The organism is Streptomyces sp. NPDC054796 (assembly GCF_053611545.1).
Window position 1 is genome coordinate 1 of sequence record NZ_JBSHAO010000043.1, and the last position, 14717, is coordinate 14717.

At 72.2% G+C, this 14717-nt stretch carries 12 protein-coding genes; 3 read left to right on the forward strand and 9 right to left on the reverse strand.

What is annotated here, in order from left to right:
• Positions 1-35 precede the first annotated feature (35 nt).
• Both ACWGJ2_RS28950 and ACWGJ2_RS28955 read right to left on the reverse strand, forming a co-directional pair.
• Complete coding sequence (locus tag ACWGJ2_RS28950; protein WP_453349213.1) at positions 36-1127, reverse strand: CU044_5270 family protein; 1092 nt, start codon at positions 1125-1127, stop codon at positions 36-38.
• On the reverse strand, positions 1124-1735 hold the full coding sequence (locus tag ACWGJ2_RS28955; protein WP_453349267.1) for an RNA polymerase sigma factor: 612 nt from the start codon (positions 1733-1735) through the stop codon (positions 1124-1126). The genes ACWGJ2_RS28950 and ACWGJ2_RS28955 overlap by 4 nt, the downstream gene beginning before the upstream one ends.
• Before the next feature lie 802 nt (positions 1736-2537).
• On the opposite strand from ACWGJ2_RS28955, the gene ACWGJ2_RS28960 reads away from it, so the two are divergent.
• Positions 2538-3320, forward strand: a complete 783-nt coding sequence (locus ACWGJ2_RS28960) for a DUF2637 domain-containing protein (RefSeq protein WP_453349214.1) — start codon at positions 2538-2540, stop codon at positions 3318-3320.
• 92 nt (positions 3321-3412) lie between these two features.
• Here ACWGJ2_RS28960 and ACWGJ2_RS28965 read toward each other — a convergent pair whose 3' ends face one another.
• The 5 genes from ACWGJ2_RS28965 to ACWGJ2_RS28985 form a co-directional block, all read right to left on the reverse strand.
• Positions 3413-4294, reverse strand: a complete 882-nt coding sequence (locus ACWGJ2_RS28965) for a DUF5707 domain-containing protein (protein WP_453349215.1) — start codon at positions 4292-4294, stop codon at positions 3413-3415.
• A 194-nt stretch (positions 4295-4488) separates the two neighbouring features.
• Positions 4489-5628 (reverse strand): hypothetical protein, encoded by a 1140-nt coding sequence (locus ACWGJ2_RS28970; RefSeq protein WP_453349216.1) that lies wholly within the window; start codon positions 5626-5628, stop codon positions 4489-4491.
• Between the two features lie 231 nt (positions 5629-5859).
• Entirely contained in the window at positions 5860-6750 is an 891-nt protein-coding gene (locus ACWGJ2_RS28975) for an alpha/beta fold hydrolase (RefSeq protein ID WP_453349268.1), read from the reverse strand.
• 222 nt (positions 6751-6972) lie between these two features.
• Positions 6973-7599, reverse strand: a complete 627-nt coding sequence (locus tag ACWGJ2_RS28980) for a DUF6344 domain-containing protein (RefSeq protein WP_453349217.1) — start codon at positions 7597-7599, stop codon at positions 6973-6975.
• A gap of 176 nt (positions 7600-7775) precedes the next feature.
• Complete coding sequence (locus ACWGJ2_RS28985; RefSeq protein WP_453349218.1) at positions 7776-8861, reverse strand: Lrp/AsnC family transcriptional regulator; 1086 nt, start codon at positions 8859-8861, stop codon at positions 7776-7778.
• A 92-nt stretch (positions 8862-8953) separates the two neighbouring features.
• Between ACWGJ2_RS28985 and ACWGJ2_RS28990 the strand changes: the two genes are divergently transcribed.
• The gene (locus ACWGJ2_RS28990; RefSeq protein WP_453349219.1) at positions 8954-10261 is read left to right on the forward strand and encodes an amidohydrolase family protein; all 1308 of its coding nucleotides are present in this window, start codon (positions 8954-8956) and stop codon (positions 10259-10261) included.
• A gap of 83 nt (positions 10262-10344) precedes the next feature.
• Entirely contained in the window at positions 10345-11871 is a 1527-nt protein-coding gene (locus ACWGJ2_RS28995) for an AbgT family transporter (protein ID WP_453349269.1), read from the forward strand.
• Positions 11872-11928: 57 nt separating this feature from the next.
• Here ACWGJ2_RS28995 and ACWGJ2_RS29000 read toward each other — a convergent pair whose 3' ends face one another.
• Positions 11929-13110 carry an FUSC family protein gene (locus tag ACWGJ2_RS29000; protein ID WP_453349220.1) on the reverse strand — a complete coding sequence of 394 codons (1182 nt, stop codon included), beginning with the start codon at positions 13108-13110 and terminating at the stop codon, positions 11929-11931.
• 87 nt (positions 13111-13197) lie between these two features.
• On the reverse strand, positions 13198-14676 hold the full coding sequence (locus ACWGJ2_RS29005; protein WP_453349221.1) for an NAD(P)/FAD-dependent oxidoreductase: 1479 nt from the start codon (positions 14674-14676) through the stop codon (positions 13198-13200).
• Positions 14677-14717: the final 41 nt, after the last annotated feature.

The following is a 14717-nucleotide window of genomic DNA, read 5'->3' on the forward strand; positions in this document are numbered from 1 at the left end:
GGCCGGGTGCGGCCCGGCCCCGCGCCCGTCCCGCCTCAGCTCCCCTTCGTGGGCCGGGCACCCACGCTGTCGACCACACCCTGGTCGCGGATCGACTCGCCGTAGAGCAGCGTGCCCTTCTTGCCGTCCGGGGTGTCCTTCGTCAGATAGTTGCGCGAGCCGAGGTAGGAGAGGTCCTCGGCGTCGAAGACCCACTCCGCGCGCTCCCCGCGCTCGGCATCCTCGAGGGCGATGCCCAGGCCCTCGCGCCCTGTGACGTCGCGCGCGTCGGGGGCCTTGGTGACCCCGGGGATGCGGGCCGCCGCCTTGTAGAGGGCCGCGGCGTTCTCCGGCGGCATGACCTGCTCCGAGATGAGAGTGCCGATCATGGCGAAGACCGCCTGGTCGTCCCCCCGCGTCTCCAGCTTCGGGATGTGCGCGTAGAGGTACTTCAGCAGCGCGTCGGTGTCCGTCGGGAGGGAGGCGATCCAGTGGTACGTGGGCCGGAAGAAGCCCGGCTCGGTGCCCTCCTCGTCGCCCAGCTCGGCGTTGATCGGGAGAGTGTCACCGTCCTCGCGGACGTACCCGAGCTTCATGACGGGTCCCGGGCGCTGCGAGAGCCAGGTCTCGCGCTCCCTCAGCGGGCTCGTCACGGCCTTCCCGCTGGTCGCGTCCGAGTCGCGGACCATGCTCCTGGTGTAGACGAACTGGTCTTCGCGGACCGTCTCGGTGCCGGTGGACATCGCCGCCTTGGAGATGCGGCCGAGCAGCGCGCCCGCCTGCCCCGAGCCCTCCGTCGCGGAGGCCGTGTCGCGCGCGCCGCCGCCGTTCCCGCTCCCGCTCCCGCTCCCGTCGCCGCTCAGGGCGAGCCCCGCGGTCAGCGCCCCGGCCAGCGCCAGCGCGGTCACCGGCATCAGGAGCGCGGGGCGCAGCAGCCGGGCGCGGTGGCCGGCGGGGGTGGCGCCCGGCTTCGTGGCTGCCCGGTCGCGGTCGGGGGCGCGGTCGTGGTCGATCTCGTGCATCAGGCGTTCCTTGTGGTGGAGGTGACGTCCGGGCGGCAGGTCCCCGACGGGGGGCGGGGGCAGCAGCCTGGCCACTTCCCCGGCCACGTCGTCGGTGACGGGACGGGACGAGCTGGCGTCGTTCATGCGGTTTCCTCCCGCTCGGACAGGGCCGCGAACGCGGCCTCGCTGGTTACCTCTCCGCGGCCGCGCCGCCGTTCCCGGTGTTCTTCCTCCTCGCTGAGCCGCCGCAGCCTGGCGCGGGCGCGGGACAGCCGGGAGCGCACCGTGCCGACGGGGATGCCCAGCGCCTCGGCGGTCTGCGCGTAGTCCAGGCCCGACCACACGCACAGCGTCAGCACCTCCCGCTCGGGCCGCCGCAGACGGCTCAGCGCGGCGTGAACGGCGGCCAGCCGACGGGTGTCGTCGACGCGGCCCGCCGTCTCCTGCGCGAAGTCCGCCACCGTGGGCGGCTCGGCGCGACGGGCCAGGAAGGCGAGCCGTCGGCGCAGCGCGCGCTTGGCGTTGTCCGCCTTGTGCGTCGCGATGCCCAGCAGCCAGGGGAGCGGCGACCCGCCGTCCGGTTCCAGCCGCTCCCGGGTGCGCCAGGCGGTCAGGAAGGTCTCGGACATGACCTCCTCGGCCGTCGACCAGTCGCCGGTCAGCCGGAGGGCGTGGTGGTAGACCGCCCTCGCGTGGTCCTCATACAGGTCGGCGAACGCCTGCCGGTCCCCCGCCCGTATGCGTCGGCGCAGATCACCCGCGTCGTCTCCCGCGTCTCCCGCGTCTTCTGGATAGCTCACATCCGTTGTCTCTCCGCGACACGGACGGAGTTCCTGTGATCCATGACACATTCCACCGGTCCGCCGCTACACCCCTTCGCCACTCCGTTGTCCGTCATGTTCTCGTGTACGCGGGTTCCTGAGCCCGAGGGATAAAGTGCGCGAAGAGTTCACTTGTCCAAGGGAGCGGGCAGCTACGAAGTCCGGGCAATTCCCCCGCAGTCCGCCGCTTGCGTGGCCGCGCGATGACGGCAACGCAAGCGGAGGCGACAGTGGGAGCGATGCGGGAAGCGGGTCCGCGCCGCCTTCGGGCGTCGGACAACGCGCTGACCGGGCGTGTCTCCCGGCGCGACGCGGTCGGCCCGCCTCCCTCCCGCTGTGCGCGGCGAGGATGCGGAAGCCCTGCCGTCGCAACCGAGTGAATTCATAAGACCGACGAGGATATTCGGAATCTCTTCACACCGGTGTGATTCACCTGTATGCCACACACCTTCACTCATGTGCCGCACTACGCCTATTGCCATTGCTTCGTTTGCGTGAGTGTGACTACACCAGGCGAGGCAAACTCCAGCGACCCTGCGACTTCCGGTCTCTCCTTCTCCCCGCAGCACGGGGAGGGATTCTCCCGGTCCTTCCCCTCAACGCGCCCTGAAGTGGCACCCGTTGCCCAGCCACAGGACTCGGGGTCGTTGTTGGAGGTGTTTCTCGCCGCACTGGGAGGCATCGAGGCGGAGTTCCACCAGCAGTGGTCCGCGCGGATGGAGGCCGGGCGCGCATGAGTGAGCCCTCGTACTACGGCGATCCCTACTGGACCCAGACCGTGGATCCTGGATACACGCCGACGCCTCCCCTCTACGAGGCGTATCCGCTGCCCGTACCGCCCGAGGACGGCTACAGCACGGCCGAGTTCGCGGCGCCCGAGGGGGGCTGGGACTTCGAGGGGGAGCTGAACCAGCTGCTCGACGAGGCCAACGGGACCGGTGGAGCACACGGGGCCGGCGGCGCCCATGGCGCTGGTGGAGCACATGGCGCCAGGGGCGAGGAGCCGCCCGAGTCCGAGATCGTCCGCCCCCGGCGCGTCCTCGCGGCGCACCGCCGCAAGCGCGTACGGCGGCCTCCGATGGAACTGCTGCTGCCGCTGCTGTCCTTCACCGTCGCGACGCTCTCGTTCGCCGTCTTCGCCGGGGTCAGCACGCTCGGCGGCATCGTCACCTACGCCCCGCTGCGCGAGCTGGCGGCGCCCGCCGTGGGGGACGTCGCCTCGTGGTGGCCGATGATGGTGCACGGCCCGTGGGTGGCCGCCTCGCTGGCCATCCTCCGCAACCCGACCATGCGCGGCAGGCACGCGAAGGTGGCCTGGTCGGTGCTGCTGCTGTTCTCCATGGTCACCGCCGCGCTGTGCATCGCCCGCGCGACGAAGGACTTCACCGGGATCGCCATCGCCGCGCTGCCGCCCATCGCGGCGCTGGCCTGCCTCCAGCTCCTCATCCTGCACATCGCCCCGCCCCGGCCCCGGCACGCGCTGCCGCCGCCGGGCAAGCCGCACCGTGCTTCCTGACGGGGCCGGAACCGGCCCGGCCCCGGTTCCGGCAGCGTTGCCGTTGCCAGAACCGGAACCGGAGCCAGAACCAGGAACCGGAACGGTGCCGGTTACCTCACGTCGACGTAGTCACCCGTGGCCTTGACGGCCGGAGTGGTCGAGGTGCCCTTGAAGTAGTAGCGCCAGTAGCCGTCCACGGTGGCCGTGGAGGTGGTGGACAGCTCGCCCTTGGAGTTGGTGGTGACCGTCTTCAGGGTGCCCGGGTAGGTCTCCTGGGACTTCTTGCGGAACTGGAGGTCGGTCTTCTGGACCGTGTAGCCGCGGTAGTCGCCGGTCTCCCAGTTGGCGCGGGTCAGCTTGCCCGTGACGGTGACCTTCTTGCCCTTCTTCACCGGCTCCGGCGCGGCGTTGACCGTCAGCTTCGAGTACCGCTGCACCTTGGTGGAGCCGTGGTAGTCGTTCCAGTACATGTCGCCGTCGTTGGAGAGGGCGCCGACGGTCACCTTCCAGGAACCGGCCAGGTCGTTGGAGTACAGGTCGAGCTTCGGGTCGACCGTGACCGTGAGCTTGCAGGTGGACGTCGTCGCGGAGGACGCCGTGCAGGTGGCCTGCTCCTCGTTGGTGAAGATCAGCCCGTCGATGTTGTCCAGGTCGGTGCCGTGCCACAGGTCGACGGCCACGTCGTAGATCCCGGCGGAGTGCTCGGCCGTCACCGAGACCGTGTAGGTCTTGGCCTTGGTGGTGCCCAGGGCCAGCGCCTTGCCGGAGTTCACCGAGTACTTGACGATCCGCGGCTCCTCCGCTGCCGCGGCCCGCGCCGAGGCGCCGTCACGCTTCGCCGCCTTCCCCCAGTGGTCGGCGGCGGTGGGCTTCTCGGCCCGCAGCCCCGCACCTGATTCGTTCGCGGTCGCGACAGCAGGTGTCGCAGACGCCGCTATCGCGGCCAGACCCAGAGCACCGGTGGCGACGGCCACCGCAGCACGAGTGCGCATGTTTTCCCCACATTCAGGTATCAGCGAGTCTCCATGACTCTGCGGACAAGACCTGATGCAGGAGTGAATAGTTGTACGCGATGATGGATTTTCTGTGACCGACTTTGACCGACCGACCGGTTCGCGCTCCAGGCCGGGGACGGACCCGCCCGTTCCGTCGCTCTACGCCGCCGACGCCACACCCGTCGCCCGGTTCACTCGTACATCACGTACTCCGGCTTCGGCCGCAGCTTCAGCACCTCCTCGGGCTCCATCAGACGGCTGCCGCCCTCGGCGTCCTCCTCGTAGAAGAGCTTGAAGCCCGTGTGCAGCCCGTCCGGCATGTCCTTCACCAGCTTGTGCCAGGTGTCGCGCTTCATGCCGGGTGAGCCGATGCCGTCGGCGCTCTTGATGAGGGCGACGCCGGGCTCCGCGCGCAGCTTCTCCTGCTCGGGGACGACGGAGACGGCGACCTGGTGGAAGACGAACGGCTTCTGCGGCAGGTCGTGCTTCTCGACCAGCTCCGAGAGATAGCGCGAGACGCCGTTCAGCTCGGGCCCCGAGGTCTTCCCGTAGGTGTCGCCGGGCTTCTCGCCCGCGCCCATGTCCCACTCCGGGTCGAGCGCGATGCCCACGTCGGGGTGGACGAGCCACTCGCGCAGCGCCTTGACCTCGTCGAGTGCGGAGGAGCGGCCGGGCTGGATGTTGAGCAGGAGCAGCGCCTCGTGTTCGCGGGCCAGTTCGTGGAAGCGGTGGATGGTGTCGCCCGCTGTACGGGTGCGGTACGCGCCGTCCGGGCCCGGCCCCGGGTTCACGACGGTGGCCAGCAGTTCGAGCGCGGGCAGCGGCTCGCGGTCGCCCGCGTAGGCGCGCGCCTTCTTCTCGATCTCGGCGACGCGCTCGCCGGGATCGCCGGTGCCCAGACGCCCGAGCGCGGCGGCGCCGGGCAGGCCGCAGTACCCGACCATGCGGTAGTGCGGGAACAAGTCCCGGCCGCCGCGCGGGAGTTGGGGCCGCTTACGGGTCCGTCGCGGCGACGGGGAGCCGGAGCCCTTGTCCGAGGGCGCGCCCGCGCCGGGCGAGGCGGACTCCTTGGCGGCGCCGTCCGCCGAGCCGCCCGCGCCGCCCGCGCCGCGCGAGGGCTCGGCGCACGCGGCGAGGAGCCCGAGCCCGGCGGCGGCCGAGCCCGCGAGCACGGAGCGGCGGCTCGTCGGCCTCTTGGCGGTACGGGCGGGTGTACGGGCGGGGTCGGCGGTACGGGCGGGGCCCGGCGCGGGTTCCGCTTCCGCGTCCTCCCTCCGCGCCGGGTGCCCGCTCTCCCGTGCTCCGGGTTCGCCGTGTGTCGCGCGCGCCACGTGACCTCCGTCCGTCGTCTTCCGTCGTCTTCCGACCGGGTGTTCCCGGTTCGACAGTGCTTCGCCATCTGCGCTTCTCCAGCGCGCCACCAGGCGAAACAACCCGACAGGCGGATCAGGCCAAAGCTCTGCCGAGAGAAATACGGCGCGGCCCCGCACGCATGAGCGGCCCCCGCGCGGGCAGGCGCGGCCCGGCATCCGTGACGTCGAAGCCCCCGGCCCGCGCGCCGATCAGCGCTCCCGGAAGAACTCCGTCAGGAGCCGCGCGGTCTCCTCCGGGGCCTCTTCGGGGAGGTAGTGGTCGCAGGGGAGCGCGTGACCGCGCACGTCGGAGGCGTACTCGCGCCAGACCTCCGGCACGTCGTAGTGGCGGCCGACGAAGCTGTGCGCGCCCCACAGCGCGAGCACCGGGCAGCCGACGAGGCGGCCCGCAGCCGCGTCCTCGTCGTCGTGGACGAGGTCGATACCGGCCGCCGCGCGGTAGTCCTCGCAGGAGGCGTGGATCGCGGCGGGGTCGGAGAAACAGCGCACGTACTCGTCCACGGCCCTCGGGTCGAAGGGCGTGCCGCCGTGGTGCCGGGCGCCCATCCGCGTACGGATCCAGAAGTCCGGGTCCTGGCCGATGAGGTGCTCGGGGATGCCGTTCCCCGTCGCGAGGAAGAACCAGTGGTAGTAGCCGAGCCCGAACGCCGCGTCGGCGTGCCGGAAGGCGTGCCGGGTCGGCACGATGTCGAGGACGGCCAGCGCCGGGACCGCCTCCGGGTGGTCCAGGGCGAGCCGGTGCGCGACCCGTCCGCCGCGGTCGTGTCCGGCGACGGCGAACCGCTCGTGGCCCAGCTCGCGCATCACCAGGAGCTGGTCCCGTGCCATCGCGCGCTTCGCGTAGGGCGCGTGCCCGGCGTCGGCGTCGGAGGGCGGCTTGTCGCTGTCGCCGTAGCCGCGCAGATCGGTGAGGACGACGGTATGTCCCGCCGCCACCAGCGCGGGGGCGACCCCGTGCCAGATCAGGTGCGTCTGCGGATAGCCGTGCAGCAGCAGTACGGGCGGGCCCTCGCCCGCGACGCGTACGTGGACACGTACACCGTCGGCGTCCACGGTGCGGCGGGAGAACCCGGGCAGCAGGGGCTGGGGCTCAGGCTGGGGCTCAGGGTGGGTCTCGGGGTGTGGCTCGGGGTGAGGCTGAGGCTGGGGGGAGTCGCTCATGGTCCCGATCACAGCAGTGCGCCGGGACGCCGTCCAAGTGCCGTTCGCGACAACGCTTATAGGCGGGGCCTATCAGGGGCCTGTCAGGAGCGGGTCCCGTCCGTGGGACCCGCCGAGTCACCGACGTCGTGCGCTCGGCGGTCAGGCCGGGCTGAGGACGCGTTCGCGCGTGGCGCGGCTGTCGCGAGCGCGTGCCGAGGGGATGCGGCCCGCCGCCGACGCCGTCGGAGCGGGGGCCTTGGCCTTGGGCGCCGCGATCGCCGCCGAGGCCGCGCCGCCGCCCCGGTGGTCGCTCACGAGCGCGTCGCTGACCAGCGAGGAACGGGTCCTGGAGCTGGGGGAGGAACCGTGCGCCTCGGCCCGGATGCGCTGCTTGATCGTCGGGGGCAGCGGCTGCCTCCGGTTGCGACGGGCCGTGTACGACGGGGGCGGCACACACCGCGACGCCTTGGGCTTCGACCGCACGAACCTGCGCTTGCGCGCCCGCTCCGGTTCCGGTTCGTCCCGGACGCTCAGCGCCGTATCGCCCGAGCCCCCGCGTGGGGCCGCCTCTCCGGTGTCCCCGGTCTCACCGGTGCCGGTGACGACGGTGCGGGCCGTGCCACGCGCTGCCGGGACGGTGGCACCGGCGGCGGCGTTCTGCGCCGAGGCCGGAACGTACGCCGGGACGGTGGCCGTCCGGCGGGTGGCGAACCCGAGGTGGGCGAGCAGTTTGCAGAGAACGGTGATGAAGGCTGTCCAGAGCTGCGTGGTCTTGGCGGTACCCATGACCCCTCACTTTCGGATGGAACGATCCGCGTATGTTCCTCATGATGTGTCCGAGATGCGAGGTGTGGTGGACCGACGCTCCTATTCGCGGATCTTCCGATGAACACCACCCGTACGGCCCAGTGGGACCGGGAAAAACCAGAACCGGCCCCCCAGAAGCCCGGTCAGAAGCCCGGTCAGAAGTCCAGCGGGACGGCCCGCAGGCTGTGCCCCCGGCGGTCGAGAACACGCCCTACGTGCTTCACCGTACGCAGCACCACCGCGCGCTCGGTGACCTGGAGCCGCAGCTTCGCGAGGCGCCGGTTCAGGTGGGCCTCCATGGCGTGGACCTCGTGGAGGGCGCGCAGCCACACGTCGAGGATGAGATTGTGCGGCCCGGCGGTCACACTGCACATCCGCAGCCCGGGAAGCGTCCGCAGCGCGGCGGCGGCCTCGTCCAGGTGCTCGGCGGGTACGGAGGCGAAGTAGACGACGGAGACGGGCAGGCCCGTCAGCGGGCGGGCCAGCGCGCAGCGCAGCGACAGCCGCCCCGTCGCCGTCAGCACCCGCAGGCGGCGGCGCGCCGTGGCCACGCTGGTGTCCGCCTCCTGCGCGAGCCGGGTCAGCGGCATCCGCCCGTCGCCGCCCAGCGCGAGCGCGATGCGGCGGTCGACGGGGCGCAGCGGCTCGTCGGGCAGGTCCTCGCGCCGGGCGCGCAGCAGCTCCTGCTGCGCCGGGGTGAGGCTGCGCAGCCGCCAGTACGCGCCCTCGAAGGGTGCGGCGGTGATGACGTGGATGCGGGTGCCGCGCACACCGGGCAGCCTGCTCACGCGCTCGCCGACGTAGGACGCGAGGTCAGCGAGGTCCCCCGCGCCGACGATGGCCAGCAGATCGCGTCCGCCCGAGGTCTGCTTGAGGCTCAGCACCCTGGCGTCGTCGGCGAGCGCGGCCGAGACCTCCTCGCGCTGTGCGCCGCCGGTGTCCACCTCGACCTGCGCGTAGACGGCCTCGTCTCGGCCCGGCGAGAGATAGCCGTCGACCCAGGCGGCGCCGGTCCCGGCCAGCCGCTCCCAGCGGCGGGCGGCCGTGACGGGGTCGATGCCGAGCGCTTCGCCGACCTGGGCCCAGGGGACGCGGGGGTTGATCTGGAGCGCGTGCACGATCGACAGGTCCAGCTCGTCGAGCCGGACCGCGGCCCCGGCACCGGCACCGGAACCAGAACCGGAACCGTCCGGGTCCGGCGCGTGTCCGGAATCCGTACGCTGCGATTGCTGCGCGTCCATGGTGATAGCAATCCTGCACTCAGAGGGGTTCACAGGCCACGATTCCTGCGATTTTACTCGTTGTTAACCGCTCATTCTGACGCTGCTCCCTCATGAGCACTACCTCGCAGACCGCGACCCCCGCAGCCGCTCCCGCCCCCGCCCCCTCGCTCCGCGTCCACCACGCCCGGCTCGTCGACGGCACGGGCGCGCGGCCCGTCGAGGACGCCGTGCTCGTCGTCGGCGCCGACGGCACCGTCGCGTACGCGGGCCCCGCCGCGACCGCGCCGTCGGCCGGGCCGGACGAGCGCGTCATCGACGCGGGCGGCCGTACCGTGCTGCCCGGCTTCATCGACTGCCATGTCCACCTCGGGGTGGCGACGGCCTCGGAGATGAACCGCAAGTTCGCCGCCGACCCCACCGTCGAGGTGTTCCGCACCGCCGAGCGGATGCGCGCCACGCTGCACGCGGGCGTCACCACGGCGCGCGACCTGGGCGGGCTGCCCGCCGGGTTCCGTACGGCCGTCGAGCAGGGCATGACCGAGGGGCCCAGGCTGCACACCGCCGTGCGCATCATGAGCCACACGGGCGGGCACGCCGACTTCTCCACGCCCAGCGGCTTCGACCCGAGCTGCGGCATCGGCGAGATCGCCGACACCCCCGACGAGGTCAGGCTCGCCGTCCGCAGGCTGCTGCGGGCCGGGGCCGACCTGATCAAGGTCTGCGCGACGGGCGGCATGGGCAGCCCGCACGACCAGCCCGACGACGAGGGCCTGACGGTGGAGGAGATCCGCACCGTCGTCGACGAACTGGCCCGGCACGGCGGCAAACCCGTCGCGGCACACGCGCAGGGCACGGCGGGCATCCTCAACGCCATCCGCGGCGGCGTCACCAGCGTCGAGCACGGCTACGGCCTCACCGAGGAGGCGTGCGAGCTGGCGGGCGAGCGCGGGGTCTTCGTCGTGCCGACGCTCTCCACCGTCTTCGACGGCATCGACAAGGCCACCATGGAGCCGTACCACTACGAGAAGAAGGTCCGCTGGTCCGGCATCACGAAGGAGAACATCTCCCACGCCATCGCGAGCGGCGTGAAGATCGCCATGGGCACGGACGCGGCGATGGTGCCGCACGGGCGCAACCTGCGCGAGCTGGCCCACCTCGTCTCACTCGGGATGAGCCCGATGGACGCGATCGTCGCCGGTACGCGCACGGCCTCCGAACTGCTCGGCCTCCAGGCGTCCGTCGGCACCCTGGAGCCCGGCAAGCGGGCCGACCTCGTCCTGTGCGACGGCGACCCGCTCGCGGACATCGCGGTGCTGTCAGACCCGGACCGCGTCCGGCTCGTCGCGCAGGGCGGCGTGATCCGCAAGAACACGCTCACGGCGGGCGGCGCGGGCAGCGCGGGCGGAGCCGGATCGTGAGAGGGGCGACGAAGACGCGCGAGGCGGCGGGCGGCGGCACGGGCGGCGGGGGCGGCGCGGGGAGCAGGCTGCTCGACGGCGCCATGGCGGGCATCGAACGCGTCGGCAACCGGCTGCCCCACCCGGTACTGCTCTTCACCGGGCTGTTCCTGGTCGTCGCCACCGTTTCGACGGCGCTCTCCTTCGCCGGGGTCACCGTGCGGGTGCCGGGGGACGACAAGACCCTCGCGGTGAAGGGGGTGTTCACCGGGGAGGGGATGGTCTGGCTCCTGAACAACTTCATCCCCAACTTCACCGGCTTCCCCTCCCTGGGCACCGTGCTGCTGATGATGGCGGCCGTCGGCGTCGCCGAGAAGACGGGGCTGCTGGAGACCGCCGTACGAGCCTCGATCGCACGGGCTCCGCGCGCGCTGCTGCCGTACCTCGTCGCCTTCGTCGCCTGCCAGGCGCATCTGATGAGCGACGTGGCCATCCTGGTCGTCCCGCCGCTGGCCGCGCTCGTGTTCAAGAACGCGGGCCGCAATCCGATCGCCGGGCTCATCGGGGGCTTCGCCTGCGTGTGCGCCGGGTACGCGGCGGGCTTCTCCATCGGCGCGCTGGACGCGCTCTACACCGGCATCACGGAGAAGGCCGCCTCGGTCCTGCCGAGCGGCGAGGACGCCGCCACGCACATCCTGATCAACTACTTCTACACGGCAGCCGCGAGCGCCGTCCTCGCCCTCATCGGCGGCTTCCTCATCGCCCGCGTCCTCGAACCCCGGATGCCCCGGCCGCAGGAGCAGGCCGAGGCCGAAGGAGAGGACGAGGGTGCCGTCGAGGGTGCGGAGTACCGTCCGTCGACGGAGATCACCCCGGCCCAGAAGCGCGGCCTGCTGCGCGCGGGGGCGGCCGTCCTCGCGTACGCGGCGCTCGTCGTCGCCCTCTGGCTGCTGCCCGGCAGCCCCCTGCGCGGCACGGGCGGCAGCCTCGTGCCCTCGCCCGTGCTGGACGGGGTGGTGCCGCTGCTGTTCGTCGCGTTCGTCCTCGCCGGGACGGTCTACGGGGTCGCGGTGCGCTCCCTCAAGAAGACCGAGGACGTGCCGCGGATGATGGCCGAGTCGATCACCGGGATGTCCTCGTACATCGTGCTGATCCTGGTCATCGCGCAGGTCATCGGCGTCTTCAACTGGTCGAATCTCGGCATCTGGCTCGCCGTGAAGAGCGCGGCGCTGCTGGAGTCGGCAGGGCTGACCGGCTACGTCGGGCTGGTCATGTTCGTGCTGCTGGTCTGCCTGCTGAACCTGGTCATCACCTCGGGCTCGGCCCTGTGGTCGCTGATGGCGCCGGTCTTCGTGCCGACGTTCATGCTGCTGGGCCTGGAGCCCGCGGTGACCCAGGCCGCGTTCCGCATCGGTGACTCGGCGACCCAGATGATCACGCCGATGAACCCGTACGTCTTCCTGATGCTGGTGGTGCTGCGCCGCTACGAACCGGGGGCGCAGCTCGGCACCGTGCTGTCGCGGCTGTTCGTGTTCGTGCCGCCGTTCCTGCTGGCGTGGCTCGCGGTGCTCGGCGTCTTCTACGGGTTCGAGCTGCCGCTCGGGCCCGGCGCGGAGATCCGCATGCCGTGAGGCCGCGTGCGCTTGCGCGCCCGTGCGCTCACGCGCCCGTGCGTCCGGGGTGACGGGTCACTCCGGGCGCACGGCGCCCTCGCCGTGCGCGTGCGCGAACTCCTGGAGCAGCCGGTGCGCGTCGATGAGCAGCGCGCCGAGGGTGGGCCACGCGTCGTTCTCGCCGGTGCGCCGGGCCAGCTCGTCGTAGTGCTCACGCCCGTTCTCGACGCGTCGCCGCAGGTCCTCGTCGCCCGCCTCCGGGTCCCCGAGGCGCTGGGCCGTCTCCGCGACGAGGTCCAGGAACTCCCCGTAGGCGCGCAGGAACCCGTCGTCGGGCGGATGCTCCTCCTCCAGCGAGCGCTGGAGGCCGAACGAGATGCTGCGCACCTGCTCGGCGGCGCGGGCCAGTGCGTCGACCATGGTGCGGTAGCCGCTGAACGTCGTGGGCGCGCTGCGGCTGAGCAGCCGCCGCGGGTTGTAGCTGATGCTCTCGGCGCCGTGCTCGACCGCGTAACGGGCTTTCCTGACGGTGCCGTCCAGCTCCCGGGCCCGGCGCGCCCACTCGGCGGCCGTGTCCTTCTCCGGAGGCCCCTCGCGCAGCCCGGAGGCCATGTCGGTGAGCACCGAGCAGACCGACGTGGACAGTTCCCGTACTCCCTCGGCCGCCGTCCCGTAGTGCATCGGCGGCAGCAGCACCAGGTTCACGACGAGCCCGGTGGCCGCGCCGAGCAGCACCATGGAGACGATCGGCCAGAGCATGGTCAGCTCGGTGCCGGAGAACGCGTTGTACGCGAACACCCCGGCCACCGGCACCTGGATGCCCTGCACCCCCAGCTTGTGCCAGCGCCCGATCAGCAGCCCGATGACCAGCATCACCGCGAAGGCGGCGACGTTGTCCCCGAGCAGCGGCCCCACCGCGCCGGCCGCGATCACCCCGAGGAGGACGGCGCCCACGTACTGCGCGCTCTGGAGCAGCGTGCGGTAGACCGTCGACTGGACGACGAGCAGCGCGGTGAAGGGCGCGTACGTGGGCTGCGGCGAAGCGACGACGTACTCGGCCAGCGTCCAGGAGACCACCCCGGCCAGCGCGCTCTTGGCGAGCAGCAGCGCGATATGGCGTTCGTGGCCCGCGTGGCCCCTGGCCCGGCTCAGCCACTGGCGCGCCCGCTCGGCGGCGCGCCCGGCGGCGCCGCGGGAGGAGGCTCCGTCGTGCTGGTCGCTGTCGTCGTCGTGGGGGCTGGTGCCGGATGCGCTCATGGTGCTCCGCTGTCGGGTACGGCGGGGTGGAGGGGTTCCCCCGACCTTCGCCCCTTACGCACCGTCAGCCCCGTGAGGCACACCACCTCAGCTCCTGCGGTCCTTGCCGTTCTTCGGCGCACCGCCGTTCTTGGCGGCCGATCCGCTCTTCGCGTGGGTGTGGGCGCCCTTCTTCGGCGACGCGCCGTTCTTGGACACCGCCCCGTTCGGCGAAGCGCCGTTCCCCGACGCCAGCTCGGCCACGCGCTCCCCCGGCAGATACGAGTCGGTGCGCTCGAAGTCCTCCAGCGTGCCAGGACGGCGGGCGAGGAAGCCGGTGCGGACGAAGTCGTCGCCCGTGGCCGCGTTGAGCACCCAGTTCGCCGCCGTACGGAAGCGCGCGGGGGCCGTGCGCAGGGCCGCGATGTGGTAGCCGCGCGTCACGAACTGGGCCGGAAGCCCCGCGAGTTCGAACCCCGCCGGCCTGGCCACCGCGTCCTTGCCGCCCAGGTCGACGACGAGGCCGAGGTCGTGGTGGCGGTACGGCGTGGTCGGCTCCCCGCGCAGCGTCGCCACGATGTTGCGCGCGGCCCGCCAGCCCTGGCGCATCGCGTGCTGCGCCGTGGGCGGGCACATCGCGCCCGCCTCCCCCTTCGCGAGGTCGGGCACGGCCGCCGCGTCGCCCAGCGCGAAGACGCACTCAAGCCCCGGCACGCTCAGATCCGACTCGACCACCAGCCGCCCCTTCACCGTCTCCCGGTCCAGCGTGCCGATGAGCGGGCTGGCGGCCACCCCGGCCGTCCAGATGAGGGTGCGGCAGGGCAGGACGCGGCCGTCGGTGAAGGTGACGGTGTCCTCGGTGACCTCCGCGACGGAGACGCCGAGCGAGACCTCGGTACCGCGCCTGGTGATGATCTCCAGCGCGCGCTGTCCGAGCCGGTCGCCCAGCTCGGGCATCAGCTTGGGCGCGATGTCGATCAGATGCCACTTGATCATGCGGGGGTCGATGCGCGGATAGCGCTTCGTGGCCGAGTTGGTCAGCCGCTGGAGGCAGGCGACGGTCTCCGTGCCCGCGTAGCCGCCGCCGACCACCACGAACTGGAGCCGCGCCGCGCGCTCCGCCTCGTCCGTCGTCGCGCAGGCGAGGTCGAGCTGCGAGATGACCTGATCGCGCACGTACGCGGCCTCGGCCAGCGTCTTCATGCCGCGCGCGTGCTGGTCGAGGCCCGGGATGTCGAAGCTGCGGGTGACGCTGCCGGGGGTGAGGACGAGGTAGTCGTAGCGCCGGTTCACCAGCTTGCCCGTGATCAGCCGCACCACGCAGACCTTGGCCTTCGTGTCCACGCCGATGACGCCGCCGGGGACGATCGCCGTACGGCGCAGGAGGCGGCGCAGCGGCGGCGCGACGGACTGCGGGGTCAGCACGCCGGAGGCCACCTGGGGCAGGAGCGGCAGGTAGAGCTGGTAGCTGTTCGGGGTGACGAGGGCGATCTCCGCCTCGTAAGGGCCGAGGTCGCGCTCCAGCCGCCGGGCGCACTCCACCCCGGCGAAGCCTCCGCCCACGATGAGAATTCTGGGTCGTTCCATGGCTGCACTCGCTAGGTCGACTCAGCACCGCGCGGGCAAAC

Bases quoted from the DNA above. Each gene is read 5' to 3' on its own strand.
- ACWGJ2_RS28950 (WP_453349213.1), bottom strand. From the start codon at position 1,127: ATGAACGACGCCAGCTCGTCCCGTCCCGTCACCGACGACGTGGCCGGG.
- ACWGJ2_RS28960 (WP_453349214.1), top strand. From the start codon at position 2,538: ATGAGTGAGCCCTCGTACTACGGCGATCCCTACTGGACCCAGACCGTG.
- ACWGJ2_RS28965 (WP_453349215.1), bottom strand. From the start codon at position 4,294: ATGCGCACTCGTGCTGCGGTGGCCGTCGCCACCGGTGCTCTGGGTCTG.
- ACWGJ2_RS28980 (WP_453349217.1), bottom strand. From the start codon at position 7,599: ATGGGTACCGCCAAGACCACGCAGCTCTGGACAGCCTTCATCACCGTT.
- ACWGJ2_RS28985 (WP_453349218.1), bottom strand. From the start codon at position 8,861: ATGGACGCGCAGCAATCGCAGCGTACGGATTCCGGACACGCGCCGGAC.
- ACWGJ2_RS28990 (WP_453349219.1), top strand. From the start codon at position 8,954: ATGAGCACTACCTCGCAGACCGCGACCCCCGCAGCCGCTCCCGCCCCC.
- ACWGJ2_RS28995 (WP_453349269.1), top strand. From the start codon at position 10,345: ATGGCGGGCATCGAACGCGTCGGCAACCGGCTGCCCCACCCGGTACTG.
- ACWGJ2_RS29000 (WP_453349220.1), bottom strand. From the start codon at position 13,110: ATGAGCGCATCCGGCACCAGCCCCCACGACGACGACAGCGACCAGCAC.
- ACWGJ2_RS29005 (WP_453349221.1), bottom strand. From the start codon at position 14,676: ATGGAACGACCCAGAATTCTCATCGTGGGCGGAGGCTTCGCCGGGGTG.